The organism is Streptococcus lactarius, from assembly GCF_016642265.1.
Taxonomy (GTDB): domain Bacteria; phylum Bacillota; class Bacilli; order Lactobacillales; family Streptococcaceae; genus Streptococcus; species Streptococcus lactarius.
In genome coordinates, this window is record NZ_MRXX01000003.1 from 38,905 (window position 1) to 64,517 (window position 25,613).

27 protein-coding genes, 1 pseudogene and 1 other annotated feature are annotated in these 25,613 nt (G+C 41.8%); of the genes and pseudogenes, 24 read left to right on the plus strand and 4 right to left on the minus strand.

Features of this window, described 5'->3' with window-relative positions; translation table 11 throughout:
* The first annotated feature begins 27 nt into the window (after positions 1-27).
* From BTU61_RS02360 to trpB, 6 genes are all read left to right on the plus strand, one after another.
* Positions 28-762 carry a response regulator transcription factor gene (locus BTU61_RS02360; protein ID WP_200772180.1) on the plus strand — a complete coding sequence of 245 codons (735 nt, stop codon included), beginning with the start codon at positions 28-30 and terminating at the stop codon, positions 760-762.
* On the plus strand, positions 759-2,471 hold the full coding sequence (locus tag BTU61_RS02365; RefSeq protein ID WP_200772181.1) for a cache domain-containing sensor histidine kinase: 1,713 nt from the start codon (positions 759-761) through the stop codon (positions 2,469-2,471). The genes BTU61_RS02360 and BTU61_RS02365 overlap by 4 nt, the downstream gene beginning before the upstream one ends.
* A 135-nt stretch (positions 2,472-2,606) precedes the next feature.
* Positions 2,607-3,182 (plus strand): YutD family protein, encoded by a 576-nt coding sequence (locus BTU61_RS02370; RefSeq protein ID WP_200772182.1) that lies wholly within the window; start codon positions 2,607-2,609, stop codon positions 3,180-3,182.
* 3 nt (positions 3,183-3,185) lie between these two features.
* Positions 3,186-4,274, plus strand: coding sequence for a dual-specificity RNA methyltransferase RlmN (gene rlmN, locus BTU61_RS02375; protein WP_200772183.1), 1,089 nt, complete (start codon positions 3,186-3,188; stop codon positions 4,272-4,274).
* The gene (locus BTU61_RS02380) at positions 4,261-4,785 is read left to right on the plus strand and encodes a VanZ family protein (protein ID WP_200772332.1); all 525 of its coding nucleotides are present in this window, start codon (positions 4,261-4,263) and stop codon (positions 4,783-4,785) included. Before rlmN ends, BTU61_RS02380 begins: the two co-directional genes overlap by 14 nt.
* A gap of 70 nt (positions 4,786-4,855) precedes the next feature.
* Positions 4,856-5,092 (plus strand) — a binding site (T-box leader).
* A 120-nt stretch (positions 5,093-5,212) separates the two neighbouring features.
* Positions 5,213-6,400, plus strand: coding sequence for a tryptophan synthase subunit beta (gene trpB / locus BTU61_RS02385; protein ID WP_200772184.1), 1,188 nt, complete (start codon positions 5,213-5,215; stop codon positions 6,398-6,400).
* Positions 6,401-6,406: 6 nt separating this feature from the next.
* On the opposite strand, the gene BTU61_RS02390 is transcribed toward trpB, so the two are convergent.
* Positions 6,407-7,066 carry a prepilin peptidase gene (locus BTU61_RS02390; protein WP_200772185.1) on the minus strand — a complete coding sequence of 220 codons (660 nt, stop codon included), beginning with the start codon at positions 7,064-7,066 and terminating at the stop codon, positions 6,407-6,409.
* Between the two features lie 79 nt (positions 7,067-7,145).
* Here BTU61_RS02390 and BTU61_RS02395 point away from each other — a divergent pair, with 79 nt between their 5' ends.
* From BTU61_RS02395 to BTU61_RS02405, 3 genes are all read left to right on the plus strand, one after another.
* Positions 7,146-7,370, plus strand: a complete 225-nt coding sequence (locus BTU61_RS02395) for a YqgQ family protein (protein ID WP_200772186.1) — start codon at positions 7,146-7,148, stop codon at positions 7,368-7,370.
* Positions 7,370-7,750 (plus strand): rhodanese-like domain-containing protein, encoded by a 381-nt coding sequence (locus BTU61_RS02400; protein WP_200772187.1) that lies wholly within the window; start codon positions 7,370-7,372, stop codon positions 7,748-7,750. The genes BTU61_RS02395 and BTU61_RS02400 overlap by 1 nt, the downstream gene beginning before the upstream one ends.
* 81 nt (positions 7,751-7,831) lie before the next feature.
* Positions 7,832-8,065, plus strand: coding sequence for a hypothetical protein (locus tag BTU61_RS02405; RefSeq protein ID WP_187540816.1), 234 nt, complete (start codon positions 7,832-7,834; stop codon positions 8,063-8,065).
* Between the two features lie 34 nt (positions 8,066-8,099).
* On the opposite strand, the gene BTU61_RS02410 is transcribed toward BTU61_RS02405, so the two are convergent.
* Positions 8,100-8,822, minus strand: a complete 723-nt coding sequence (locus BTU61_RS02410) for a 16S rRNA pseudouridine(516) synthase (RefSeq protein ID WP_200772188.1) — start codon at positions 8,820-8,822, stop codon at positions 8,100-8,102.
* A gap of 178 nt (positions 8,823-9,000) precedes the next feature.
* Between BTU61_RS02410 and typA the strand changes: the two genes are divergently transcribed.
* The 15 genes and pseudogenes from typA to BTU61_RS02480 all read left to right on the plus strand — a co-directional run bounded on the left by typA (position 9,001) and on the right by BTU61_RS02480 (position 24,598).
* The gene (typA, locus tag BTU61_RS02415) at positions 9,001-10,848 is read left to right on the plus strand and encodes a translational GTPase TypA (RefSeq protein WP_200772189.1); all 1,848 of its coding nucleotides are present in this window, start codon (positions 9,001-9,003) and stop codon (positions 10,846-10,848) included.
* Positions 10,849-10,874: 26 nt separating this feature from the next.
* A complete protein-coding gene (locus BTU61_RS02420; RefSeq protein ID WP_187540819.1) occupies positions 10,875-11,141 on the plus strand; it encodes a DUF3165 family protein in 267 nt (88 codons plus the stop codon).
* A 73-nt stretch (positions 11,142-11,214) separates the two neighbouring features.
* On the plus strand, positions 11,215-12,564 hold the full coding sequence (gene murD, locus BTU61_RS02425; RefSeq protein WP_200772190.1) for a UDP-N-acetylmuramoyl-L-alanine--D-glutamate ligase: 1,350 nt from the start codon (positions 11,215-11,217) through the stop codon (positions 12,562-12,564).
* A gap of 1 nt (position 12,565) precedes the next feature.
* A complete protein-coding gene (locus BTU61_RS02430) occupies positions 12,566-13,630 on the plus strand; it encodes a UDP-N-acetylglucosamine--N-acetylmuramyl-(pentapeptide) pyrophosphoryl-undecaprenol N-acetylglucosamine transferase (RefSeq protein WP_200772191.1) in 1,065 nt (354 codons plus the stop codon).
* A 1-nt stretch (position 13,631) separates the two neighbouring features.
* A complete protein-coding gene (locus tag BTU61_RS02435; RefSeq protein WP_200772192.1) occupies positions 13,632-14,888 on the plus strand; it encodes a cell division protein FtsQ/DivIB in 1,257 nt (418 codons plus the stop codon).
* A 141-nt stretch (positions 14,889-15,029) separates the two neighbouring features.
* Positions 15,030-16,236, plus strand: a pseudogene (ftsA, locus tag BTU61_RS02440) (cell division protein FtsA); the annotation flags it as partial.
* Positions 16,212-16,418 carry a hypothetical protein gene (locus BTU61_RS10360; RefSeq protein ID WP_386690926.1) on the plus strand — a complete coding sequence of 69 codons (207 nt, stop codon included), beginning with the start codon at positions 16,212-16,214 and terminating at the stop codon, positions 16,416-16,418. The pseudogene ftsA and the gene BTU61_RS10360, both read left to right, overlap by 25 nt.
* Before the next feature lie 15 nt (positions 16,419-16,433).
* On the plus strand, positions 16,434-17,708 hold the full coding sequence (gene ftsZ / locus BTU61_RS02445) for a cell division protein FtsZ (RefSeq protein ID WP_187540824.1): 1,275 nt from the start codon (positions 16,434-16,436) through the stop codon (positions 17,706-17,708).
* 2 nt (positions 17,709-17,710) lie between these two features.
* On the plus strand, positions 17,711-18,379 hold the full coding sequence (locus BTU61_RS02450; protein ID WP_200772193.1) for a YggS family pyridoxal phosphate-dependent enzyme: 669 nt from the start codon (positions 17,711-17,713) through the stop codon (positions 18,377-18,379).
* Between the two features lie 9 nt (positions 18,380-18,388).
* Positions 18,389-19,030, plus strand: a complete 642-nt coding sequence (locus BTU61_RS02455; RefSeq protein ID WP_187540826.1) for a cell division protein SepF — start codon at positions 18,389-18,391, stop codon at positions 19,028-19,030.
* Between the two features lies 1 nt (position 19,031).
* A complete protein-coding gene (locus BTU61_RS02460) occupies positions 19,032-19,295 on the plus strand; it encodes a YggT family protein (protein ID WP_187540827.1) in 264 nt (87 codons plus the stop codon).
* A gap of 6 nt (positions 19,296-19,301) precedes the next feature.
* Entirely contained in the window at positions 19,302-20,093 is a 792-nt protein-coding gene (locus BTU61_RS02465; protein WP_200772194.1) for a YlmH family RNA-binding protein, read from the plus strand.
* Between the two features lie 10 nt (positions 20,094-20,103).
* A complete protein-coding gene (locus BTU61_RS02470; RefSeq protein WP_187540829.1) occupies positions 20,104-20,922 on the plus strand; it encodes a DivIVA domain-containing protein in 819 nt (272 codons plus the stop codon).
* A gap of 248 nt (positions 20,923-21,170) precedes the next feature.
* On the plus strand, positions 21,171-23,963 hold the full coding sequence (ileS, locus tag BTU61_RS02475; RefSeq protein WP_200772195.1) for an isoleucine--tRNA ligase: 2,793 nt from the start codon (positions 21,171-21,173) through the stop codon (positions 23,961-23,963).
* Between the two features lie 200 nt (positions 23,964-24,163).
* Positions 24,164-24,598 carry a GNAT family N-acetyltransferase gene (locus tag BTU61_RS02480; protein ID WP_200772196.1) on the plus strand — a complete coding sequence of 145 codons (435 nt, stop codon included), beginning with the start codon at positions 24,164-24,166 and terminating at the stop codon, positions 24,596-24,598.
* A gap of 81 nt (positions 24,599-24,679) precedes the next feature.
* Here BTU61_RS02480 and BTU61_RS02485 read toward each other — a convergent pair whose 3' ends face one another.
* Together BTU61_RS02485 and BTU61_RS02490 are read right to left on the minus strand one after the other, a co-directional pair.
* Complete coding sequence (locus BTU61_RS02485; RefSeq protein WP_187540832.1) at positions 24,680-24,982, minus strand: DUF1827 family protein; 303 nt, start codon at positions 24,980-24,982, stop codon at positions 24,680-24,682.
* A gap of 70 nt (positions 24,983-25,052) precedes the next feature.
* Entirely contained in the window at positions 25,053-25,502 is a 450-nt protein-coding gene (locus BTU61_RS02490; RefSeq protein WP_200772197.1) for an NUDIX hydrolase, read from the minus strand.
* Between the last annotated feature and the right edge of the window lie 111 nt (positions 25,503-25,613).

Sequence of the window (25,613 nt, forward strand, 5' to 3'; positions counted from 1 at the left end):
TATAGCAAAAACAAGTAGGTGAAAGACATGTACGCGATTATGATTGTGGAAGATGAAGAGTTGATTCGGCAGGGTCTGACTTCCTTAGTCGACTATGAACAGTTTGGAATGACCGTCATTAACCAGGCAGAAAATGGGCGTGAGGCTTGGGAGAAGTTTCGAGAGCAACCAGCCGACATTCTCCTAACCGATATCAATATGCCACAAATGAATGGCTTGGATCTGGCCCATCTCGTTAAAGAGAAATCTCCATCTTGTCATATCATTTTTTTGACAGGTTATGATGACTTTGAGTTTGCGAGGAAAGCCATCAAGTTAGGTGCAGATGATTATTTGCTGAAGCCTTTCTCAAAAGATGATATTGAAGAGATGTTAGCCAAGGTGAAAGAAAAGCTAGACAAAGAGCGAAAGAAGGCACAAGTCGAAGATTTGTTCAGCCATGGTTATTCGACAGACTTGGAAGAAGCTATTCATGCGCGTTTAGCAGATTCCCAGTTAACCCTGAAGGATTTGGCCTATCAACTTGGTTTCAGTCCCTCGTATCTAAGTGTATTGATCAAGAAAAAATTGGGACTCCCCTTCCAAGACTACCTCATTCAAGAGCGAATGAAGAAGGCTCAACTCTTACTTCTCACGACGGATTTAAAGATTTATGAGATCGCCGATCAGGTTGGTTTTGAAGATATGAACTATTTTTCTCAACGCTTTAAGCAGGTGGTTGGGGTGACACCAAGGCAGTACAAAAAAGGAGAGCATGAATGAAACGATATCCCTTGCTGATCCAGCTGGTCCTCTACTTTTTTCTCTTCATTCTCTTACTTTTTGGTCTCATCGGTAGCCTTTACTATCAAACGAGTTCAGGAACGATCCGCCAGCTAACAGAGCGGACGACCAGAAATAGTATCGATCAAAGCAGTCAGTTTATTACCTCCTATCTAAAAAAATTAAAGCAGACCACGACAGTTCTTAGTAAAGAAGAGGCTGTTCGCCAATTTGCCCAAGACAAGAGCGCGAATCAAGAAACGGTTCAGCACTTGATGCGAACGATGATTGAAACGGATCCGGACTTGGTCTCTGCGGTCTTGGTGACCAAGGATGGACGTCTGGTTGCGACAGATTCCAAAATCAGCATGCAGACTTCATCAGACATGATGAATGAAAGCTGGTATCAAGAGGCAATTAATGAAAGAGCCATGCCAGTTTTGACGCCAGCTCGAAAGGAATCCTTGACCTCGGAAAAAGAAAAATGGGTGGTTTCTATTACCCAAGAAGTAGTCGATCAGACTGGTCAAAATCTCGGGGTAGTACGTTTGGATATTGGCTATGATAGCCTTCAGGCTTATTTGGATCACCTTCAGCTAGGAAAACAAGGTTTTAGTTTTATCATCAATCAAAAGCATGAGTTTGTTTACCATCCTAAAAAAGCGGTCTATTCCTCCAGCCAAGAGATGCAGGCCATGCAGCCCTATATTGCTGTGACAGATGGCTATGCTAAAGGAGGACAGAATTTTATCTATCAGGTTCCGATTCCAGATAGTGATTGGACCTTGATTGGAGTAGCTTCACTTGAAGGACTTCAGATGCTTCAGTCGCAACTCCTATACTCTTTCATTGGTCTAGGATTACTGGCTTTGCTCATGTGCTTAATAGGGATCGGCTTTGTTTTGCGTTTGTGGATCAAACCCTTACGAGACCTTCAGACCATCATTTTGAGGATTGGAGCAGGAGATGCGCACTTGAGGGCTACAGCCAAAGGATCTCCAGAATTAGTCGACCTCGCTCAAGCGTTTAATGCCATGTTGGATCAAATCGATACCCTCATGCAACAGGTAAAGGAAGAGGAGCAGAACGCACGGCGTTACGAGCTGCGGGCACTTTCGGCTCAGATCAATCCGCATTTTCTCTACAATACCTTGGATACGATTGTATGGATGGCGGAGTTTAATGATAGTCGGCGCGTGGTTGACATCACCAAATCTCTGGCTCAATATTTTCGACTGGCTCTCAACCAAGGCCAGGAACAAATCCTGCTGAGAGATGAAATCGACCATGTCCGCCAGTATCTTTTCATTCAAAAACAACGTTATGGTGAAAAGCTCAACTATGAAATTCTAGAAGATGAACGGTTGGGCGACTATCAGCTCCCCAAATTAGTGCTTCAACCCTTAGTGGAAAATGCGATTTACCATGGCATTAAAGAGATCGATCGGCCAGGTCTCATTCGAGTGACAACTGAAGTCAGTGGAGCCTCTGCCTGCGTATCGATTTTTGATAATGGACAAGGGTTTGATTTATCAGGATCAACAGACCAAACCCTTCTTCGTTTAGGAGGCGTTGGCTTGAAAAATGTGGACCAACGATTGCGTCTCCAATTTGGTGAAGCCTATCATATGGAGATAGATTCTAAGGCCAATAGCTATACGAAAATCACACTTTATTTGCCCCTTTCATCTGGCGATGAATCTTCATAGAGACAAAGATTGCCTTCTTTGTCTCTTTTTGCTGTCAAAGGAATTTCAACTCTTTTCTAGTCAAATCTGACGCAAGTCATCAAATTTATGATAAAATAAAGTGTTACAGTAAATAGATTTTGATGAAGGAACACTATGCGAAAAGAGATTGACCCCGAATTATATAATTACAATAAATTTCCTGGACCTGTGTTTCGTCAGGTGGGAGACCAGATCCTTTCAGAAAACCTCACCTTTGAGCTCTTACAAAATGAGAAGGAAGCATTTGATGCGACTGTTTTTGGTCAACGCTTTTCTGAGATTTTAACCAAGTTCGATTATATTGTTGGTGATTGGAGTAACGAGCAATTACGTTTGCGTGGCTTCTATAAGGAAGATCGCGATGTCGCAACGATGGATAAGCTGAGTCGCCTAGACGATTATCTATTGGAATATTGTAGCTATGGTTGCGCTTATTTTGTCCTTGAAAATAAGGAGCCTCATCGTGCCTCCTTTGATAAAAAGTCACCAGGCAGAAAAACTCATACGGAAGAAAGAGAACCCAAAAAACGTTCGCGCAATCGTAAGCAACGAGATCGTTTCCAAAAACGAGAACGAGACAAGAGCCAGCCATCAAAGAATTCGAAAAAAACAAGATCATCTGGTGAAAACAAAAACGCTAGCAAGCCAGATACCAAACACCGTTTTGTGATTCGACAGAAAGAGGAGTAAAAAATGAAACCATCCATCTATAGTTTAACGCGCCAAGAAATGATTGACTGGGCGTTAGAAAACGGCGAAAAGAAATTCCGAGCAGCACAGATCTGGGAATGGCTTTACCGCAAACGTGTCCAGTCCTTCGAAGAAATGACCAACCTTTCTAAGGACTTGATTGCGAAGTTAAATGACCAGTTTATGGTCAACCCGCTCAAACAGCGGATCGTACAAGAGTCAGCAGATGGTACGGTCAAGTATCTTTTTGAATTGCCAGATGGTATGCTGATTGAGACGGTTTTGATGCGTCAGCACTATGGTTTATCTGTCTGTGTAACGACTCAGGTAGGTTGCAATATTGGCTGTACCTTCTGTGCTTCGGGATTGATCAAAAAACAACGCGATTTGAACAATGGCGAAATCGTATCCCAAATCATGTTGGTCCAAAAATACTTTGACGAACGGGGCCAAGATGAACGGGTCAGCCATATCGTTGTTATGGGGATCGGAGAACCATTTGATAACTACAACAATGTCTTGAAATTTATCCGGACGGTTAACGATGATAAGGGGCTAGCGATTGGTGCTCGGCACATTACCGTATCGACCTCTGGTTTGGCTCACAAGATTCGGGAGTTTGCAAATGAAGGCGTGCAGGTCAATTTGGCAGTGTCTCTTCATGCGCCAAACAACGAACTTCGTTCAAGTATTATGAAAATCAACCGGGCTTTCCCAATTGAAAAATTGTTTGCGGCGATTGAATACTATATCGAGACTACGAACCGTCGGGTGACCTTTGAGTATATCATGCTCAATGAAGTCAACGATGGTGTGGAGCAAGCCTTGGAATTAGCAGAATTGCTCAAGAATATCAAAAAATTGTCTTATGTCAACTTGATTCCTTATAACCCAGTTACGGAACACGACCAATACAGTCGTAGTCCAAAAGAGCGGGTGATGGCTTTCTATGATACCTTGAAAAAACATGGTGTCAACTGTGTAGTCCGCCAAGAACACGGGACAGATATTGATGCGGCTTGTGGCCAATTGCGTTCCAATACGATGAAACGGGACCGGGAGAAAGCGATTGTTGAACATGCACAACCTTAAACAAGGGCTAATAGATCATACAGAACCAACGAAAAGAGGAAGAAAACTGTTACTATGTGGCAGTTTCTTCTATTTTTTCCTCTTGTGTCTGATGTGTTTTTTGCCCCAACAGCCTGATCCAGGTATGGAAACACCCGGTATTCAACATTTTGGACGGATTGTCGTGTTATTGATTCCTCTTAATTCACTGATGAATCTCGGCCAGATCACGAGTGTCCTCCAACTCATTAAGGTCATCTTTCAAAATGTAGCCAATATCTTTTTATTAAGTCCGCTGATCTTTCAACTCCTTTGGCTATGGCCTTGGTTGAAAAGTCGTAAACGAGTCTTGCTCTTTGGCTTTTCCATGAGCTTGTGGATTGAATGCAGTCAAGTGTTGTTAGATCTTTTGTTTGATGCCAACCGTGTCTTTGAAGTGGATGATTTGTGGACCAACACCTTAGGAGCTTACCTAGCTTATCTAGGCTTTTGCTACCTAAAGGATAGATTAAGCCTTTCAGAAAATAAATAGAAAACCCGAACGTTTCAGGAAGATTTTAAATATTTTGTTGACAAAGTGATGGGTGGACGCTATAATAGCTTCAAGACATCAGAAAAGTAAAGATTCTAACCATTTTCAGGGAGCTTGTGGTGATTGTGAACAAGCAGTGGCGGATCTCGAAGTGGGCTGATGGCGGTTTATGATGATGAATTTGAAACAATAAAAATTCGGTGAGCACACCTTATCGTGCACCCTGTTGTTAGACAGGTCAGAGATGTAGGAGAAAGACTATCTTCCTACAATTGAGGTGGCACCGCGGTATCGAATCGTCCTCACACAGATTTTTCTGTGTGAGGTTTTTTGTATCTCAAAGGACTCTGTGAGACTGCAGCTCATGTGTCCGGAGAGAGACAAACATCATAAACAAGAATGAGGATATAGAAAAGAGGATAACATTATGACAGAAACTAAAGGCTATTTCGGACAATTCGGCGGCTCTTTCGTACCAGAACCCATTCAACACTTACTAGATCAATTAGAAGCAACGTTTGAACAGTACAAAGATGATCCTGAATTTATCGCAGAATACAAACATTACCTCAAAGATTATTCTGGTCGTGAAACGCCCCTCTATTTTGCGGAAAGTTTGACAGACCATTTAGGTGGGGCAAAAATATATTTGAAACGTGAAGACTTAAATCACTTAGGTTCGCACAAATTGAACAACGTTTTAGGGCAAATCCTCTTAGCCAAACGCATGGGAAAGACACGTGTGATTGCTGAAACAGGAGCTGGTCAACACGGTGTGGCTACAGCAGCTGCCGCAGCTAAGTTCGGCATGGCCTGTGATGTCTACATGGGAGCAGAAGACGTGGAGCGTCAACGTCTCAATGTCTTCCGTATGGAAATGATGGGGGCAACCGTCCATTCAGTTGAAACAGGAACCAAGACTTTGAAAGATGCTGTTGATGCAGCGTTTGGAGCATGGATGGCGGATCTGGATGCCTTTTATGTATTGGGTTCTGCTGTTGGTCCCCATCCTTACCCAACCATTGTGCATGAATTCCAAAAAGTCATCAGTGAAGAGTCTAAACGCCAAATCTTGGAAAAAGAAGGACGCTTGCCAGATTATGTCATCGCCTGTGTTGGTGGTGGATCCAATGCCATTGGTGCCTTTTCTGAGTATGTCGCAGAAGAAGAAGTTGGCTTGATTGGGGTAGAAGCAGCTGGTCATGGCTTGGATACCGATCAGCATGCGGCGACCATGACCAAAGGGACTGTAGGGGTTGTTGATGGCATGAAGACTTACGCTGTCTTTGGTGAAGATGGAAAAGTCGCACCTGTTTACTCTATCTCTGCCGGTTTGGATTATCCAGGTGTTGGCCCTGAACATGCCTTCTTTAAAGACTCTGGTCGTGTCGAGTATGTAGCAGCAACAGATGATGAAGCTGTTCAAGCCTTGCTCTTACTTAGCAAAACTGAAGGGATTATTCCAGCGATCGAAAGTTCACACGCCATTGCAGAAGCGATTAAACGTGCTCCACAATTGGACAAAGACAAGATCATCATTATCAATGTTTCAGGACGTGGAGACAAGGACGTGGCAGCTATTGCAGACTATTTAGAAGCCAAAGCTGCAAAATAAGAAGGCTTATTTGCTAAACATTGTAAACAGCAGTAGAGCATGATAACTGAGAAAGAGACAAGGAACAAAGGGAATCCGGTCTCTTTCTTTTTTGAGAACAAAGACGAGTATCCCAAAGGCAGAAGCGATCTGAATGAGCCAGAGAATCTTGGTAGAAGAGAAGGTCAGTGAGAAGGTAGCGAGTAGGAGAAAATCCCCCGCTCCCATTCCGACGAAGAAAAAATGGGCACCGATCGCAAGGAGGACAAAGACTAGCATAAGGAGATTGCCTCCTGAAAAAAGAAGGACCAGAGCATGGAGACAGCACCAGATCATCAAGGGGTATTCCATAGAGCGAAGGTCATAGATGGCTAAAACAGCTGTACCGAGTAGGGTCAAGAGTTGAGGAAGAGAAAGAAAGCCATTGACACAGGCTAAAAAGAGCAGTCCACTCCAGGCTTCAAAAAGACAATACCAAACAGGATAGGTCTGATGGCAATAGCGGCAACGGAAACGATGGAAGATTTGTGAGGCAATAGGAATCAGATCCCAAAATCCAAGAACGTGCAGGCACTGAGCGCAGTGACTGCGGGGAACTAGAATGGATTGATTTGGGAAGCGATCAACAACCAGGCCTAGAAACGAGGCCATACAAGTACCGACGGTAAAAAAATAAAAGTTCATCATACTTATTTATTCGTAAAAAAATTTAAAAAAGATCATTTGTTTGAAAATCTTGTAAAGCCTTTCTAAATTTGATACAATAATGAACATGAAAAACCTGTATGATGTTCAACAATTTTTAAAACGTTTTGGAATCATCATTTATGTTGGAAAACGTCTCTATGACATTGAATTGATGAAAATTGAACTTCAACGCCTCTATGATGCGGGCTTGATGGAACGACTCGATTATTTAGAAGCCGAGACGATTTTAAGAAGAGAACACAAACAAGAATTGGACTTTTTGAAAAAGAGTGAGGTAGAGTAATGGGAAATATTATTTTGTGGTTGGCAATTTTGGGCTTGGTTGGATGGATGATATTTAATTATTTCCGCATCCGAAAAGCTGCGAAATTTGTAGACAATGCAGCCTTTGAAGAACTCATTCGTAAGGGGCAATTGATTGACCTGCGGGAGCCTGTCGAGTTTCATGCCAAGCATATCTTGGGTGCACGTAATATTCCTTCCAGTCAATTGAAGCTGAGTACAGGTGCCTTACGCAAGGACAAACCAATTTTATTGTACGAAAATAGCCGTAGTTCTCGTGTGACCAATGCGGCCGTCTATTTGAAAAAAGAAGGGTTTTCAGATATCTATATCCTGTCTTATGGATTAAATTCTTGGACAGGTAAGGTAAAGTCTAGTTAATAGGATGTAAAAAAGTTGCCATATAATAGTTATATTAATAACGGACTTTTTATAGTATGAATTTTAAGGGGCTTTATGAACATGAAAGAAAAGGAAAAAGACTCACTTGTTTTGAGTATCCTATCTATCATATTTGTCTTTGGACTTCCACTGTTAAGTATTATTTTTGGTGTTTTGGGTTTGGTCTCGGCTAGTTTACATCAAAAAGAGTCTGGACTGGACTATACGACAGAAAAAATTCTCTCCATTATAGGGATTTTCCTTTCTGTAGTTTTCTGTATCGTATTTATCTCACAACTTTCGGGAATTAATTAAAACAAAAAAGCTTTAAAACTAAAGCTTTTTTTTATCAACTGTTTTCTAAATAGTTTTTAATAATCTGTAATTCATCTTGGTTCAAGGGGCGGTATTGACCCTCTGCTAGCTCTGAATCTAATGTAAAATCCCCGAACTGAACTCGTTTTAGAGCAGTGACCTTGACACCGACTGAGAGGAACATTTTTTTTACCTGATGAAATTTTCCTTCAGACAGGGTGACTAGTGCCCGGCTTTCTTTGGGACTGGAGGTAAGGATTTCTAGTTTGGCAGGCTTACACTTAGTTCCATCTAAGAAAGTGATACCTTCTTGAAAATCCGCTATATGAGCGGGTTCGAGTGGGCCGTTGACTGTTACCGCGTATTCTTTTTCGATATGGTATCGGGGATGAAGGAGTTGGAAACCGAGAGGTCCATTGTCTGTGAGTAAGAGCAGACCGGTGGTATCCCGATCTAGCCGGCCGATAGGATAGGTATTGGGTGTCCGGTCTTCTGCTCGAAGGAGGTCAAGTACCGTAGCATGTTGGGCATCCTTGGTAGCTGTCACCAGTCCTTGGGGTTTGTGGAGAAGAAAATAGCAATGAGAACAGTCGGTGAGGACGCGTTCTTTCCAGCGAACTTCTTGAAGACCTGTATCTACATTTTGGGATAACTTTGTTGCAACAAGCCCATCGACCAGAATCAGCCTTTTTGCTAGGCTTTGTTTGATTTCCTTACGAGGAATTTGGTAGTGAGCCAACAATTGATCTAATCTCATAGGCGCCTCTTTTTCTGAAAGTTTTGTAACCAGTGTATCATGAAAAGATAAGGAAAGCGAGTGGGAGAAAAGAAATGAAGATGAAAACATTTACAACTAGCTGAACTGTGTTTTTTAAATAGGACTGTGGTATAATTGTTCAGTTAGAAATATTATTTAAAATTTTATAGAGGAAATCATGACAAAATTAAGAGAAGATATTCGTAACGTTGCGATCATTGCCCACGTTGACCATGGGAAAACAACCTTGGTAGACGAATTGTTGAAACAATCGCACACCTTGGATGAACGTAAAGAATTGCAAGAACGTGCAATGGACTCAAACGATCTTGAAAAAGAACGTGGGATCACTATCCTTGCTAAAAATACAGCCGTTGCTTATAACGGAACTCGAATCAATATCATGGACACACCAGGACACGCGGACTTTGGTGGAGAAGTGGAACGGATCATGAAAATGGTCGATGGGGTTGTCCTTGTCGTGGATGCTTACGAAGGGACCATGCCACAAACACGTTTCGTATTGAAAAAAGCCTTGGAACAAAACCTTGTGCCAATCGTGGTTGTCAACAAAATCGATAAACCATCTGCTCGTCCAGCAGAAGTGGTGGACGAAGTTTTGGAACTCTTTATCGAGCTTGGTGCGGATGACGACCAATTGGAATTCCCAGTTGTCTATGCATCTGCGATTAACGGAACCTCTTCACTTTCAGATGATCCAGCAGATCAAGAGCATACCATGGCTCCGATCTTTGATACCATCATCGATCATATCCCTGCTCCAGTGGACAACTCTGATGAACCTCTACAATTCCAAGTTTCCCTTTTGGATTACAACGATTTCGTAGGACGTATCGGTATCGGACGGATCTTCCGTGGAACTGTAAAAGTTGGGGACCAAGTGACTCTTTCAAAACTTGATGGCTCAACGAAAAACTTCCGTGTTACCAAATTGTTTGGTTTCTTCGGTTTGGAACGTCGTGAGATCGAAGAAGCGAAAGCGGGTGATTTGATTGCGATCTCTGGTATGGAAGATATCTTCGTTGGTGAAACCATCACTCCAACAGATGCGGTTGAAGCTCTACCAATCCTTCATATCGATGAGCCAACGCTTCAAATGACCTTCTTGGTTAACAACTCACCATTTGCTGGTCGTGAAGGAAAATGGGTGACTTCTCGTAAGGTCGAAGAACGCTTGCAAGCAGAATTGCAAACTGACGTTTCACTTCGGGTTGATCCAACAGATTCGCCTGATAAATGGATCGTTTCAGGACGTGGAGAATTGCACTTGTCTATCCTGATTGAAACCATGCGTCGTGAAGGTTATGAGTTGCAAGTATCTCGTCCAGAAGTCATCGTAAAAGAAATTGATGGCGTGCCATGCGAACCATTTGAACGCGTACAAATCGATACACCTGAAGAGTACCAAGGTTCTGTGATCCAAAGCCTTTCTGAACGCAAGGGCGAAATGTTGGATATGATTTCAACTGGGAATGGTCAAACTCGTTTGGTCTTCCTCGTTCCAGCGCGTGGTTTGATTGGTTATTCAACGGAGTTCTTATCAATGACTCGTGGTTACGGGATCATGAACCATACCTTCGATCAATACTTGCCATTGATCCCAGGTGAAATCGGTGGCCGTCACCGTGGTGCTTTGGTGTCTATTGATAATGGGAAAGCAACTACCTACTCCATTATGTCTGTTGAGGAACGTGGTACAATCTTTGTGAATCCAGGTACCGAAGTGTATGAAGGGATGATCATCGGAGAAAACTCTCGCGATAATGACTTGACGGTTAACATCACCAAGGCAAAACAAATGACTAACGTTCGGTCGGCTACCAAAGACCAAACAGCGGTTATCAAGACTCCACGTATCTTGACTCTTGAAGAATCTCTTGAGTTCTTGAATGACGATGAGTACATGGAAGTAACCCCTGAATCTATCCGTTTGCGCAAGCAAATTCTGAATAAGAATGAACGTGCAAAAGCTGCTAAAAAGAAAAAAACAGCTGCTGCTGAATAAGAACGAAACAAGAAAGGAGAAACAAAATGGTCTATTTTATCTTAGGGATTTTGATTCTCCTTTTCTATATTTTTATGACGCCAAGAAGTATTCGTGGCACTTTAAATAGTGTTACCTTGGTTGTTCTGATCGTCTCGATTATTGTCCTTTCTTGCCTAGCTATTTTTCAAATTTTTCAACTACCATCTGAATTTTTTGTTGGTGCCTTTTTAGCCTTTATTGGCTATCTCGCTTTGGTAGACATTTCAAGGATGAGCAACAAACAGAAAAAAATAAGCAATGACGATCTTTAAAAAGCCCTTTGGGCTTTTTAATTTTGCCAAAAAAAGGTAAAATAGAGAGTGATAAAAATGGAGCGAAAATAAGATGAAATTTATAAAACAATTTGAAAACAAAAAGGTTCTGGTATTGGGTTTGGCCAAGTCGGGTGAGTCAGCAGCTCGTTTGTTGAATCGCCTAGGGGCTATTGTGACTGTCAATGATGGCAAACCCTTCGAAGAAAATCCAGCAGCTCAAAGTTTACTGGAAGAAGGCATCAAAGTAGTCACTGGTGGCCATCCTCTGGAGTTGTTAGATGAAGACTTTGCGGTCATGGTTAAAAACCCAGGAATTCCTTATACCAATCCGATGATTCAAAAAGCACTGGAAAAAGGACTTCCTGTCATCACTGAAGTGGAATTGGCTTATCTGATTTCGGATGCACCGATTATCGGAATTACAGGGTCTAATGGGAAAACTACCACAACCACTATGATTGGAGAAGTTTTAACAGCAGCTGGTCAAGGTGGCTTATTGTCTGGGAATATTGGATTTCCAGCTAGTCAAGTTGCCCAAACGGCGACAGATAAGGAAGTCCTGGTCATGGAATTGTCTTCATTCCAATTGATGGGCATTGAAGCCTTCCACCCAGAAATTGCGGTCATTACCAACCTCATGCCAACCCATATCGACTATCATGGTTCCTTTGAAAATTATGTTGCAGCCAAATGGAATCTTCAAAAGAATATGACAGAAAAGGATGTCATTATTTTGAACTTCAATCAAGATTTGGCTAAGGAACTGGCTACAAAAACCAAGGCAAGGGTCCTTCCGTTTTCAACAATCGAAAAAGTGGACGGTGCTTATTTGGAAGATGGACTTCTCAAGTTTAAGGGAGAAACTGTCATGCGTGCGGATGAACTGGGTGTTCCAGGTAGCCACAATGTAGAGAATGCCTTGTCAACGATTGCTGTCGCAAAAGTTCGGGGAGTGCAAAATGAGGTCATTAAAGAAACCTTGTCAGCCTTTGGAGGTGTTAAACACCGCCTACAATATGTGGATGAGATTCAAGGTGTCAAATTCTACAATGACAGTAAGTCAACCAATATTTTAGCAACACAAAAAGCTCTTTCTGGTTTTGACAATAGCAAGGTCATCTTGATTGCTGGAGGGCTGGATCGTGGCAATGAATTTGATGAATTGGTACCTCATATTGCGGGTCTAAAGGAAATGGTGATTTTAGGCGAGTCGGCACCTCGAGTGAAACGGGCGGCTGACAAAGCGGGAGTGGCTTATATTGATGCGACAAATGTGGCCGATGCCACAAAGAAAGCCTTCGAATTAGCGAGTCCTGGAGATGTTGTGTTACTAAGTCCTGCCAATGCCAGCTGGGATATGTATCCTAATTTTGAAGTGCGTGGGGATGAATTCCTTGCTACAGTAAAAGGTTTGAAATAAGATGAAAAAAATAATGTTTACTGGTGGAGGTACGGTTGGGCATGTGACCCTTAACCTCCTCTTGATTCCAAAATTTATCGAAGATGGTTGGGAAGTTCATTACATAGGCGACAAAAAAGGAATTGAGTACCAAGAAATCAAGAAGTCTGGCTTAGAGGTGCGTTTCCATTCAATTGCTACTGGGAAATTGCGTCGTTATTTCTCATTCCAAAATATGATGGATGTTTTCAAAGTAGCTTGGGGCACCCTCCAATCCATTGCGATTATGCTTCGTGTACGTCCACAAGTTCTCTTTTCCAAAGGAGGCTTTGTTTCCGTACCGCCAGTGATTGCGGCTCGACTTACTCGTGTCCCTGTCTATATCCATGAGTCCGATCTGTCTATGGGCTTGGCCAATAAAATCGCTTATAAATTTGCCACCAAGATGTACACGACTTTTGAACAAGCCCATGGCTTGTCAAAGAGTGTGCATATTGGGGCGGTGACCAAGGTTACAGACCATATTCCAGCAACTTCCCAAGTGTTGGAAGAAAAAACAAAAGGATTCAACAAAGAGTTGCCGACTCTTCTATTTGTCGGAGGATCTGCAGGTGCGCGTGTCTTCAATGATTTTGTGACAGCCCATCAAGCAGAGCTCCTACAAGATTACAACATTATCAATTTAACAGGAGATGCAACACTGAATCAAGCTAAGGGTGGCTTGTATCGAGTTGATTACGTTACTGATCAGTATTTACCGATGCTTCATAAGGCGGATTTGGTCGTCACAAGAGGGGGGGCAAATACCTTATTTGAACTCTTGGCCATGAATAAGCTCCATGTGATCGTACCGCTTGGAAAAGAAGCTAGCCGTGGTGACCAGATTGAAAATGCCCATTATTTCGTAGAAAAAGGCTATGCAGAACAGTTACCAGAAGATCAATTGACACTCGAAGCTTTTCATGAAACCATTCAAGACATGTTAAAGCATAGTGATGCCTATCATCAAGCAATGGAAAAATCGACAGAATTGCTATCACTAGACGATTTTTATGGCCTGCTTCAAAAAGATATCAATAAGGAATAAGATGACTGAGGACAAGAAAAATACGCCAACTGAAGACAAAATTACAGAGTTGTCAGCTTGGCAAAAAAGAAACAAAGAATATCTAGAAAAAAGGGCTCTTGAAAAGGAAAAGGAGCCTGAAACAGATGAGCTAGAAGAAGAAACATCAACAGAAGGAGAGGATTTGTTAGATCAAGAAGTAGCTTCTGTTGATGAAGAAGATTCAGATGAGCGCGAAGATACTGAAGAAGAGGAAGACGATTCAGCTGAAGAAACTGTCTCTGAAGAAAATCTAGCATCAGAGGTGGAGGAAAGTAGAGAAACAGAGACGCTTTCGACAACTGAGGAACCAGAAGAACCTGCAAAACAGGAGAGAAAACTTTTCTTATTCGACCGTTTAAAGGTGAGGAAAGAAAAAAAAGAACCGACAGTTGCAAAACGCCACATTTACCGCGCGATTCCTGTTATTGGAATTAGCTCGATGCTTGCCCTTGCCTCTCTCTATTTTTTGAGTCCCTTATCGACTAAAAAAGTAATTGAATTTTCTGGGAATAAGGCAGTAGACCAACAAGTCTTGTATGAGAAAAGCCGGATCAAGGAAGAAGATTATACTTTGACAACCTTTCTTCACAAATCTGTCTATGAAAGAAATATGAAAACGGCAAGTCCGTGGATAAAAGCAGTTCATATGCAGTACCAATTCCCAGTAACTTTCAAGGTGCAAGTGACGGAACACCAAGTGGTTGCTTATTATGTCACGGGAGGGGATCACTATCCAGTATTGGAAAATGGAGAGGTGGTTGAGACGGTGACACCTGCTTCGGATTTGCCATCTTCCTACATCAGCTTGACATTTTCAGATCGCGAAATGGTGAGACAGTATGTCCAACAAATGAAGTCTATTTCTTCCAGTATCACGGACAAGATTGTTTCTGTTGATTTAACCCCAAGTAAAGTTACCAAGGATCTGGTCACTTTGACCATGAAAAATGGCAATAAGATCTTGGTTCCTCTTTCCCATATCACTCGGAAACTCCCTTATTACAAATCAATCAGTAAGCAAGTGGAGGATGGCTCTATCATTGATATGGAGGCGGGTGTCTTCAGCTATAATGAACAAGCAATGACCGAAGCCAAAGAAAAATCCGAAAAAGAAAAGGCAGAGAAAACGGAAGAAACTGCAAATACTGAAAATCAGAGTGAAAATTCTGGGGAAACAGCGCAAGACTCCCATCAAGATTCCCATACAGAAGAGCAAAATCATTCTGAAAATCAGTGAAACACATAAATTATCTGAAATATTTGAATAAAAAATGTCCATTTTAGCCTTCTTTGTGATATAATGAAGTTTGGATAGTTCTAACTAAAAGGGCTATAAATAGACGTATAGTGAAAATAAAAAAGAGAGAGGACTGGTGTAATGGCTAGAGACGGCTTTTTTACAGGTTTAGATATCGGTACTAGTTCAATAAAAGTATTGGTGGCAGAACATGTCAACGGAGAAATGAATGTAATTGGTGTCAGCAATGCCAAAAGTGCTGGCGTGAAAGATGGAATTATTGTAGATATCGAAGCTGCTTCTACTGCAATTAAAAATGCAATTAGTCAAGCAGAGGAAAAAGCAGGGATCTCCATCAATCTAGTCAATGTTGGCTTACCTGCAAACTTGTTGCAAATCGAAGCAACACAAGGAATGATTCCAGTCACAAGTGATTCAAAAGAAATCACAGATGCAGATGTTGAAAATGTTGTCAAATCTGCTCTTACAAAAAGCATGACTCCTGATCGTGAAGTGATTACCTTTATTCCTGAAGAATTTACAGTTGATGGTTTCCAAGGAATTCGTGATCCTCGTGGCATGATGGGAATCCGCCTTGAAATGCGTGGACTTCTTTATACAGGCCCACGTACGATCTTGCACAACTTACGTAAAACCGTAGAACGTGCAGGCTTGCAAGTGGAAAATATTATCATTTCCCCACTAGCTATGATCAAAACCGTCTTGAACGAAGGCGAACGTGAGTTTGGTGCTACAGTGATTGATCTTGGTGGTGGCCAAACCACAGTGGCTTCTGTTCGTAGCCAAGAGCTTCAATTTACAAATATCTATCAAGAAGGTGGCGACTATGTTACCAAAGATATTTCCAAAGTATTGAAGACCTCTCAAAAATTAGCAGAAGGTTTGAAATTCAACTATGGTGAAGCTTATGTCCCATCTGCTGGAAACGAAGTATTCCACGTAGAAGTGATTGGAGAAGTTGAACCGGTTGAAGTTACTGAAAAATACTTGGCTGAAATTATCTCAGCACGGATCAAACACATCTTTGAGCAAATCAAGCAAGACCTCGATAGAAGACATTTACTAGATCTTCCTGGAGGCATTGTCATTATCGGTGGAGGTGCGATCCTTCCTGGTATTGAAGAATTGGCTCAAGAAGTCTTTGGTGTCAATGTCAAATTGTTTGTTCCAAACCAAATTGGAATTCGAAACCCAGCCTTTGCCCATGTGATTAGCCTGTCTGAATACGCTGGTAATTTGACTGATGTAGATATTATTGCTCAAGCTGCAGTTCATGGCGATGAGGTTTTGCGTCAACAGCCGATTCAATTTGATCGTCCAGTTCAAACGCAAGTACAACCGCAATCAGCTCCAACAGCTCAAACGGTTGTCCCAGCCTACAATGCTGAAAAGATCGATTCTCCAGTAGATACTCAAGAAATCCCAGCAGCAGGCAATGATCACAAACAAGAATCAAAACCTTCATTCACAGATCGAATGAAAAATTTGATCGGTAATATGTTTGATTAAGGAGTGTAAGTATTTATGACATTTTCATTTGACACAGCAGCGGCACAAGGTGCAGTTATTAAGGTAATCGGTGTCGGTGGTGGTGGCGGTAACGCCATCAATCGTATGATTGACGAAGGCGTTGCCGGTGTAGAATTCATCGCAGCCAATACAGACGTTCAAGCACTTTCAAGTGCAAAAGCTGAAACAGTCATTCAATTGGGTCCAAAATTGACTCGCGGATTGGGTGCTGGAGGCCAACCTGAAGTTGGTCGTAAAGCAGCTGAAGAAAGCGAAGAAGTATTGACAGAAGCCTTGCAAGGTGCAGACATGGTTTTCATCACTGCAGGGATGGGAGGAGGATCTGGTACAGGTGCTGCACCAGTGATCGCTCGTATTGCAAAAGCAGTTGGAGCCTTGACCGTAGCCGTTGTGACTCGTCCATTTGGCTTTGAAGGAACGAAACGTGGAAACTTTGCGATTGAAGGAATCAATGAGCTCCGCGAACATGTGGATACTCTCTTGATTATCTCAAACAACAACTTACTTGAAATTGTTGACAAGAAGACTCCACTTCTAGAAGCTTTGAGCGAAGCAGACAATGTTCTTCGCCAAGGTGTTCAAGGGATTACAGACTTGATCACAAGCCCTGGATTGATCAACCTTGACTTTGCAGATGTGAAAACTGTGATGGAAAGTAAAGGAAATGCCTTAATGGGTATTGGTGTTGGTAGTGGTGAAGAACGTGTCATTGAAGCTGCACGCAAAGCCATTTACTCTCCACTTCTTGAAACAACCATTGATGGTGCAGAAGACGTCATCGTCAACGTAACAGGTGGCTTGGATATGACCTTGATCGAAGCGGAAGAAGCTTCAGAAATTGTCAACCAAGCAGCAGGTCATGGCGTGAACATCTGGCTTGGTACTTCTATTGATGAATCTCTTAAAGATGAAATCCGTGTGACAGTTGTTGCGACGGGTGTCCGTCAAGACAAGGTAGAACGCGTCAGTGGGATTGCTTCATCGCCAGCAAGTCATCGACCTTACAAAACAGGTCCTCGTGAACAACGACCACAAGTTGCTCCATTTGACCGTGAATTTGATTTAAAACAAGAAGTTGAATTGCCAACCACTCCAAGTCGTCCAGCGGTAGAACCAAATCGTGGTTCAGCCTTTGGTGATTGGGATATTCGCCGTGAGAATATTGTCCGCCAAACGGAACCAGCATCCACCCATCAAGTGGATCGCTATGTCGATTCTTCATCAGATGATGATGAATTGGAAACACCTCCATTCTTCCGGAATCGTTAATCATGAATCTGATCGAGAATGCTAATCTTGTACGGGAACAGGTAGAAACAGCTAGAAACAAAGCCAACCGTCAAGATCCAGTCAATATCATAGCTGTTACCAAGTATGTGGATGTTGAAACAGCAGAAGCTTTGGTCAAAACAGGAATTCAACACATTGCTGAAAATCGGGTCGATAAATTTCTAGAAAAATATCAGGCTCTAAAAGACTATGATCTCACTTGGCATTTGATTGGGAGTCTCCAAAGACGCAAGGTAAAAGACGTGATCAATCTCGTGGATTACTTTCATGCCTTGGACTCGGTGAAGTTAGCTCAAGAAATTCAAAAGCGAGCAGAACACCCAATCAAGTGTTTCCTCCAAGTGAATATCTCTGGTGAGGAAAGTAAGCATGGATTTTCAGTCGATGAATTGGATACTGTTTTAGCGGACATCGCACAGCTGGATAAAATAAAAATTGTTGGTTTAATGACGATGGCTCCCTTTGAGGCTAGTCAAGAAGAGTTGCAGGATATTTTTTCAAAAACTCACCAACTTCAGAAACAACTAGAAAAAAAACAATTAAAAAATATGCCTTTTTCAGAATTAAGCATGGGTATGAGTCGGGACTTTGAAGTAGCCATTGAGAATGGAGCGACTTATGTGCGAATCGGGTCATCATTTTTTAAATAGGAAAGAACTATGTCATTAAAAGATAAATTTAATAATTTTATTGACTACTTCACAGAAGACGGTGAAGAAGTAGAAGTTCGTGAGGTCAAGGCAGCCGGGGCAGAAACACAACCAGTTCCTCAGCCTCAAAAAGCTCCTCAAGTGACTTCTCAACGTCCACAGATTAGTCAAAAAGAACAAGTGAAACAAAAACCAAAACCAAAGGCCACTCCAGTAGCGCCTGTGACAACTACAGTCTCTACAGCTGTTGTGAAAGAACCGGTGAGTACTACGAAGAATTCATCTGAAAATATTACTCGTTTGCATGAACGTCAGTTAGAATTGGCAAGTAAACGTGAAAATCCAGATGAAAAAATCACAATTGATGTTCGCTATCCCCGTAAATACGAGGAAGCGACTGAAATTGTCGATCTATTACTATCTAATGAGAGTATCCTCATCGACTTCCAATACATGACGGAAGTTCAAGCACGTCGTTGTTTAGACTACTTGGATGGTGCCCGTTATGTCTTGGCTGGAAATCTTCGTCGTGTTGCAAGTACCATGTACTTGTTGACTCCGATCAACGTTGTGGTCAATGTCGAAGATATTCGCCTTCCAAATGATGTGGAAGTGTCAGAATTTGATTTTGATATGAAACGCAATCGTTAATATGGTATTGTTTCAGTTTATTTCAAATATCATTCAAATTTACTCTATCATTCTTGTCATTTATGCCTTGCTTTCTTGGTTCCCTGGAGCCCCAGAAAGTGCTCTTGGACAAATGGTTCATCGCCTAGTTGAACCATTTTTGAGCCTTTTTAAGAAATTACCCTTGCAGTTTGCAGGCTTGGATTTTACGGTACTTGTAGCTATTTTGCTTCTCAATTTCTTGGAACGATTGGTGGCTCAACTCTTTTTGTTGATGATCGGCTAAAGTAAGATGAAACAAAAAGAAATTTACCAACATTTTCATCCAGAAGATCATGAATTTATCGATCGGTGCATAGAATTATCGGAACGTGTAATCGAACGCTATTCGGTTGAGGTGACGAGTTTCTTGAACCCGCACCAGGTAACTATTTTACGAAATGTTGCTGCAAGTTATCCACTACAGGTCTTTGTCTCGAGTGATGATAGGAAGATGGAGTATGCCAAGGTCATTGTGGCACCAGATTATTACCAATTGGATCCTTCTGATTTTGATCTTTCCTTGTTGGAAATAACCTATTCTTCCAAATTTCATCAGTTGACACATTCCCAGGTTCTGGGCACGATTGTCCATCAATTGGGAGTGGATCGAAAGTCTTTTGGAGATATTTTGATGGGAGACGGACGCATTCAAGTGTTTGTGGAACAACGCTTTGCTCTCTATTTTATGGATCACGTCCAGAAAATTTCAAGAGTTCCTGTCAAAATCAAGGAAGTTCCTTTGTCTCAGCAGTTGATCCTTGAAGAAGAAAGCCAATCTCGGGATATACTGGTATCAAGTTATCGTTTGGATAAGGTTATTTCCGCAGGCTTTAAGTTGTCTCGCTCCCAGGCTAGTCAACTGGTTAGCACTGGTTTGGTAAAGGTGAACTATGCGACTACTACAAATGGCAGTGGTTTCGTTGCTTTGAATGATTTAGTCAGCGTCCGACGTTTTGGACGTCTTAAAATTGTTTCTGAAAATGGTATTTCAAAGAGTGGAAAATATAAAATAACTGTTGAAATACTTCTAAGTAAAAAATAAGGAGGAGTTTATGGCTCTTACTGCTTTAGAAATTAAAGATAAAACATTTGGTGTTAAATTCAGAGGATATGATGCAAATGAAGTTGAAGAATTTCTTGACATCATTGTTCGTGATTACGAAGATTTAGTTCGATTGAACCATGAGCAAGAATCAAAAATTCAAGCCCTTGAAGAGCGTCTCAATTATTTTGATGAAATGAAAGATTCATTGAGCCAATCAGTTTTGATTGCCCAAGATACAGCTGAACGTGTGAAACAAGCTGCTAACGAACGTTCTGAAAATATTGTTCGCCAAGCAGAACAAGATGCACAACATTTGATTGATGAATCAAAACAAAAAGCAAATGAAATCCTTCGTCACGCAACGGATAATGCTAAGAAAGTGGCCGTTGAAACAGAAGAATTGAAGAACAAGACACGCGTCTTCCATCAACGCTTGAAATCAACTATTGAAAGCCAGTTGAGTATTATTGATACACCTGAATGGGATGAAATTCTTCGCCCAACAGCCATGTATATTCAAACTAGTGATGAAGCTTTCCGCGAAATCGTTGAAAAAGCATTAGGGGAATCAGTTCATCATCATTCAGAAGATGACACCATTGATTTGACCCGTCAGTTCTCACCAGCTGAGATTGAAGAATTGCAAAAACGCATTGAAGCCGCTAACCTAGAGTTGGGAGCTACACAAGCGTTTGAAGGTTTGAATGAAAAAGTTCAGTCCGCTTTAGAAGAAGCAGAACACGCGCATCAAGAAACTGAAGAAGTTGTGGATGAAACAGCTTCATCAGAAGACGAAGCAAGTCGTGAATCTGTCAATATTTTATAATTTCGTAAAAACAGGTCCATTAATGATAGGTCTAGCGAGCAGATGATGGTGGAAGATCTGCACTCCCTCTTAATGGATGATCCTTTTACAATTTTCATTCTGAACAGAACAGTAAGAGTGAACGTTTCCCTCGTTACGGGATGAGAGGAGAAGATCGCACGCGACTTCTCAAACAAAGGTGGTACCACGAGCAATCGTCCTTTTTGGATGCTCGTGTTTTTTTATTTTTAACGCAATAAGGAGACACAATGAAACTCAAAGAAACATTGAATCTAGGAAAGACAGCCTTCCCAATGCGGGCTGGACTTCCAACCAAAGAGCCCGTTTGGCAAAAAGAATGGGAAGATGCAAAATTGTATCAACGTCGTCAAGAATTAAATGAAGGAAAACCGCATTTTACACTTCATGATGGCCCTCCATACGCAAACGGGAATATTCACGTTGGACATGCTATGAACAAAATTTCGAAGGACATTATCGTTCGTTCAAAATCTATGTCTGGTTTTTATGCCCCTTATATCCCTGGTTGGGATACCCATGGATTGCCAATCGAACAGGTCTTGGCGAAACAAGGGGTTAAACGCAAAGAAATTGAACGCTCTGAATACCTTAAAATGTGTCGTGAGTATGCACTTTCTCAAGTTGATAAACAAAGAGAAGACTTTAAACGTTTGGGTGTTTCAGGAGATTGGGACCATCCATATGTCACCTTAACACCTGATTATGAAGCGGCTCAAATTCGTGTCTTTGGACAAATGGCCAACAAAGGCTATATTTACCGTGGTGCGAAACCTGTATACTGGTCTTGGTCTTCTGAATCTGCTCTTGCTGAAGCAGAAATTGAATACCACGATTTGGTTTCTACCTCTCTTTACTATGGGAATAAAGTCAAGGATGGCAAAGGTGTTCTAGATACAGATACTTACATCGTTGTCTGGACAACCACCCCATTTACCATTACAGCTTCTCGCGGTTTGACAGTAGGTGCTGACTTTGATTATGTTGTCGTGAAACCTGCGGGTTCTGATCGTAAATACGTAGTGGCTTCTGAGTTATTGCCAAGCTTGTCTGAGAAATTTGGTTGGGACCATCCAGAAGTTCTTGCAACCTACCAAGGGAAAGAATTAAACCATATCGTAACCGAACACCCATGGGATGCAGCAGTTGACGAATTGGTGATTCTTGGAGACCACGTCACACTTGATTCAGGTACTGGTATCGTCCATACAGCTCCTGGTTTTGGTGAGGATGACTACAATGTCGGTATCGCAAATGGTCTTGAAGTTGCTGTAACGGTCAATGAACGTGGGATCATGATGGAGAATGCTGGCCCTGACTTTGCAGGTCAGTTCTATGATAAGGTTGTTCCAACAGTTATTGAAAAACTTGGAGACCTCCTTCTTGCTAAAGAAGACATTTCTCACTCCTACCCATTTGACTGGCGGACTAAGAAGCCAATTATCTGGCGTGCGGTTCCACAGTGGTTTGCCTCTGTATCGAAATTCCGTCAAGAAATTTTGGATGAAATTGAAAAAGTGAAATTCCATTCAGAATGGGGGAAAGTCCGTCTCTACAACATGATTCGTGACCGTGGTGACTGGGTCATCTCTCGTCAACGTGCTTGGGGTGTTCCACTCCCAATCTTCTATGCTGAAGACGGGACACCGATCATGACAGCTGAAACCATTGAACATGTGGCTCAACTATTTGAAGAGTATGGATCGGTTATCTGGTGGGAACGGGATGCCAAGGATCTTCTTCCAGAAGGCTTCACTCATCCAGGTTCACCAAATGGTGAATTCACAAAAGAAACAGATATCATGGACGTATGGTTCGACTCCGGTTCATCATGGAATGGTGTCATCGTTAATCGTCCAGAACTCAAATATCCAGCGGATCTCTATCTTGAAGGGTCTGACCAATACCGTGGTTGGTTTAACTCATCTTTGATCACTTCTGTAGCCAACCATGGTGTAGCGCCTTACAAGCAAATCTTGTCTCAAGGTTTTGCCTTGGATGGGAAAGGTGAGAAGATGTCGAAATCTCTTGGAAATACGATTGCTCCAAGTGACGTTGAAAAGCAATTTGGTGCTGAAATCTTGCGCCTTTGGGTTACTAGTGTTGATTCGACAAACGATGTCCGTATTTCTATGGATATCTTAAGCCAAGTATCTGAAACGTACCGGAAGATTCGGAATACCCTTCGTTTCTTGATTGCCAATACTTCTGACTTTAATCCAGCTGAGGATACAGTCGCTTATGATGAGCTTCGTTCAGTGGATAAATACATGACGATTCGCTTCAATCAACTTGTGAAAACGATTCGTGATGCCTATGAAAACTTTGAGTTCTTGACCATCTACAAGGCCCTTGTAAACTTTATCAATGTGGACTTGTCAGCCTTCTACCTTGATTTTGCCAAAGATGTGGTCTATATCGAGAGTGCGAAGTCTCTAGAACGCCGTCAAATGCAAACAGTCTTCTATGATATTTTGGTAAAAATCACTAAACTCTTGACGCCAATTCTACCGCATACTGCTGAAGAAATCTGGTCTTATCTTGAGTTTGAAGCAGAAGACTATGTGCAATTGTCAGAATTACCAGAAGCAGAAACGTTTGCAAATCAAGAAGAAATCTTAGATACTTGGTCAGCCTTCATGACCTTCCGTGGACAAGCTCAAAAAGCCTTGGAAGAAGCGCGTAATGAAAAAGTCATCGGTAAATCTCTTGAAGCTCACTTGACAGTTTATCCAAATGAAGTTGTGAAAACACTTCTAGGGGCTGTTGATAGCAATGTTGCTCAACTCTTGATTGTTTCTGAGTTGACCATCGCAGAAGGACCAGCTCCAGAAGGTGCAGTGACCTTTGAAGATGTTTCCTTCACAGTCGAACGTGCAGCTGGTGAAGTGTGTGACCGTTGCCGTCGCATTGATCCAACAACGGCTGAACGTCACTACCACGCAACAATCTGCGACCACTGTGCAAGCATCGTCGAAGAGAACTTTGCGGACGCAGTCGCAGAAGGATTTGAAGCTAAATAATAAGATGTGAAAAATCGAGAGTGGGACAGAAATCGGTAATTGGTTAGAATTCGATTTCGTCGTCCCACCTCCGCACAGTTGAGTAGGGCTGTAAAAGCTGATGAAATCAGCGTAGTAGAGCCCACTCAACCACTGCGTCTTACTCGACAATCCAAAGACAATTGAGAGTCTCCTTGCGACTTTTCAATAAAGAGGAAGTTATGTGGTACCAGAAAGAATTTAAGGAACTAGAACTGAAAGAGTTTTACGAGATCGTTCAGCTGCGATTAGAGACCTTTGTCGTGGAACAAACTAGGATCTACAATGACCTCGATGATGTTGATTATCGATCTATCCATCTTTTTCATCAAGATGAGAAAGGACGCGTAGATGCCTATGCACGTATCTTTGAGACAGGGGCTACGATTCATTTTGGTCGAGTGGCTGTAGCCAAAGACAGTCGTGGCCAAGGACTGGGAAAAGACATGGTAGAGCAGATTTTGGACCTGTGTGAACAGAGATTTCCTGGACGGTCCATTGAAATTGAGGCTCAAGAACAGGTGGTTGGCTTGTACGAAAAATTAGGTTTTCAAACGGTGAGCGAGCCTTTTATCTTGGCTTCTACCCCTCACGTAAAAATGATCTTTCAGAAATAAAGAATCCTTTCATCTCATAATCGAGGTGAAAGGATTTTTTTTGGAAAAAGATACTAAAGAAAAAAGTAAGGCAAATTGGCCTTACTTAGTAATTGGAAAGGAAATTTCAATGAGTTTATCGGTGTAGAGGGTCTTGATAGCGGATTGATCAATGATTTTGAGATCCACTTTGCGTTTTAAAAAGAACTCACGAATTTTTTCAACTTCTGTTTCACGGATAGCACGGTGTTTGTTGCTGATCAACAATTCATAATGGGTTGGGGCCTGAGTAAACACAACATCGGTATTGCCCGCGGAATAAACCTCAACGAGCAAGGCATCCGTGCTGGCAAGTTGGCTTTTCACCAATGCAGCATGACTATTTGTGGTATTAATGAGCTTCATATGAGTTCCTCCTAACCTCTATCTTCATTTATTATAGCACTTTTTTATGGTTTACGAAAGAAGAAGTTTCTTAGTTTTTGTGGGAAATTTTCCATTGCTTGATACCCCATTTATGACTGCCACGTTTGAGTTTTTCCATCGCTTCATCAATTGGAAACCAAGAGAGATTGTTAAAATCTTCCAGAGGTTTTTGAGCTTCTGTATAATCTACCACCTCATAAATATAGGCTGGATTGTAGTAGTAGGTATCCCGGTGACTTGAATAGAAATACTCGTCCGCTTGGCCATAATACTCCCCTAAAACAGCGGTAAAACCTAGTTCTTCAATCAGTTCTCGCTTCAGAGCTTCTAGGTGGTTTTCGCCAGCTTCAATCTCTCCACCTGGTAAGAACCAAGCACCATTTGGGGCTTGAACGAGGATGATTTGGTCTTTGGTTTGATTGGGGATAACAGCGTAGACGCCGTAACGATTGACGTAGGTTACATCTTCTTTTTTTTCACCAAAACTTGGTATGGTCATGGTTTTCTCTTTTCTTCATTTTTCATCATTATAACATATTTTTAAACAAAAATCTGGAGGAAGGAAAAAAAGAGAGTGGGACAGAAATCGGTCATTCGTTAGAATTCGATT

Excerpts from the sequence above, each read along its gene's own strand:
- BTU61_RS02470 (WP_187540829.1), top strand. The coding sequence starts at position 20,104 with ATGGCTCTTACTGCTTTAGAAATTAAAGATAAAACATTTGGTGTTAAA.
- BTU61_RS02435 (WP_200772192.1), top strand. The coding sequence starts at position 13,632 with ATGACTGAGGACAAGAAAAATACGCCAACTGAAGACAAAATTACAGAG.
- BTU61_RS02420 (WP_187540819.1), top strand. The coding sequence starts at position 10,875 with ATGGTCTATTTTATCTTAGGGATTTTGATTCTCCTTTTCTATATTTTT.
- murD (WP_200772190.1), top strand. The coding sequence starts at position 11,215 with ATGAAATTTATAAAACAATTTGAAAACAAAAAGGTTCTGGTATTGGGT.
- BTU61_RS02465 (WP_200772194.1), top strand. The coding sequence starts at position 19,302 with ATGAAACAAAAAGAAATTTACCAACATTTTCATCCAGAAGATCATGAA.
- BTU61_RS02365 (WP_200772181.1), top strand. The coding sequence starts at position 759 with ATGAAACGATATCCCTTGCTGATCCAGCTGGTCCTCTACTTTTTTCTC.
- BTU61_RS02380 (WP_200772332.1), top strand. The coding sequence starts at position 4,261 with ATGCACAACCTTAAACAAGGGCTAATAGATCATACAGAACCAACGAAA.
- BTU61_RS02430 (WP_200772191.1), top strand. The coding sequence starts at position 12,566 with ATGAAAAAAATAATGTTTACTGGTGGAGGTACGGTTGGGCATGTGACC.
- BTU61_RS02460 (WP_187540827.1), top strand. The coding sequence starts at position 19,032 with ATGGTATTGTTTCAGTTTATTTCAAATATCATTCAAATTTACTCTATC.
- BTU61_RS02405 (WP_187540816.1), top strand. The coding sequence starts at position 7,832 with ATGAAAGAAAAGGAAAAAGACTCACTTGTTTTGAGTATCCTATCTATC.
- BTU61_RS02370 (WP_200772182.1), top strand. The coding sequence starts at position 2,607 with ATGCGAAAAGAGATTGACCCCGAATTATATAATTACAATAAATTTCCT.
- BTU61_RS02390 (WP_200772185.1), bottom strand. The coding sequence starts at position 7,066 with ATGATGAACTTTTATTTTTTTACCGTCGGTACTTGTATGGCCTCGTTT.
- ileS (WP_200772195.1), top strand. The coding sequence starts at position 21,171 with ATGAAACTCAAAGAAACATTGAATCTAGGAAAGACAGCCTTCCCAATG.
- typA (WP_200772189.1), top strand. The coding sequence starts at position 9,001 with ATGACAAAATTAAGAGAAGATATTCGTAACGTTGCGATCATTGCCCAC.
- rlmN (WP_200772183.1), top strand. The coding sequence starts at position 3,186 with ATGAAACCATCCATCTATAGTTTAACGCGCCAAGAAATGATTGACTGG.
- BTU61_RS02490 (WP_200772197.1), bottom strand. The coding sequence starts at position 25,502 with ATGACCATACCAAGTTTTGGTGAAAAAAAAGAAGATGTAACCTACGTC.
- BTU61_RS02450 (WP_200772193.1), top strand. The coding sequence starts at position 17,711 with ATGAATCTGATCGAGAATGCTAATCTTGTACGGGAACAGGTAGAAACA.
- BTU61_RS02485 (WP_187540832.1), bottom strand. The coding sequence starts at position 24,982 with ATGAAGCTCATTAATACCACAAATAGTCATGCTGCATTGGTGAAAAGC.
- BTU61_RS02480 (WP_200772196.1), top strand. The coding sequence starts at position 24,164 with ATGTGGTACCAGAAAGAATTTAAGGAACTAGAACTGAAAGAGTTTTAC.
- BTU61_RS02455 (WP_187540826.1), top strand. The coding sequence starts at position 18,389 with ATGTCATTAAAAGATAAATTTAATAATTTTATTGACTACTTCACAGAA.
- BTU61_RS02400 (WP_200772187.1), top strand. The coding sequence starts at position 7,370 with ATGGGAAATATTATTTTGTGGTTGGCAATTTTGGGCTTGGTTGGATGG.
- BTU61_RS02360 (WP_200772180.1), top strand. The coding sequence starts at position 28 with ATGTACGCGATTATGATTGTGGAAGATGAAGAGTTGATTCGGCAGGGT.
- BTU61_RS02410 (WP_200772188.1), bottom strand. The coding sequence starts at position 8,822 with ATGAGATTAGATCAATTGTTGGCTCACTACCAAATTCCTCGTAAGGAA.
- trpB (WP_200772184.1), top strand. The coding sequence starts at position 5,213 with ATGACAGAAACTAAAGGCTATTTCGGACAATTCGGCGGCTCTTTCGTA.
- BTU61_RS02395 (WP_200772186.1), top strand. The coding sequence starts at position 7,146 with ATGAACATGAAAAACCTGTATGATGTTCAACAATTTTTAAAACGTTTT.
- ftsZ (WP_187540824.1), top strand. The coding sequence starts at position 16,434 with ATGACATTTTCATTTGACACAGCAGCGGCACAAGGTGCAGTTATTAAG.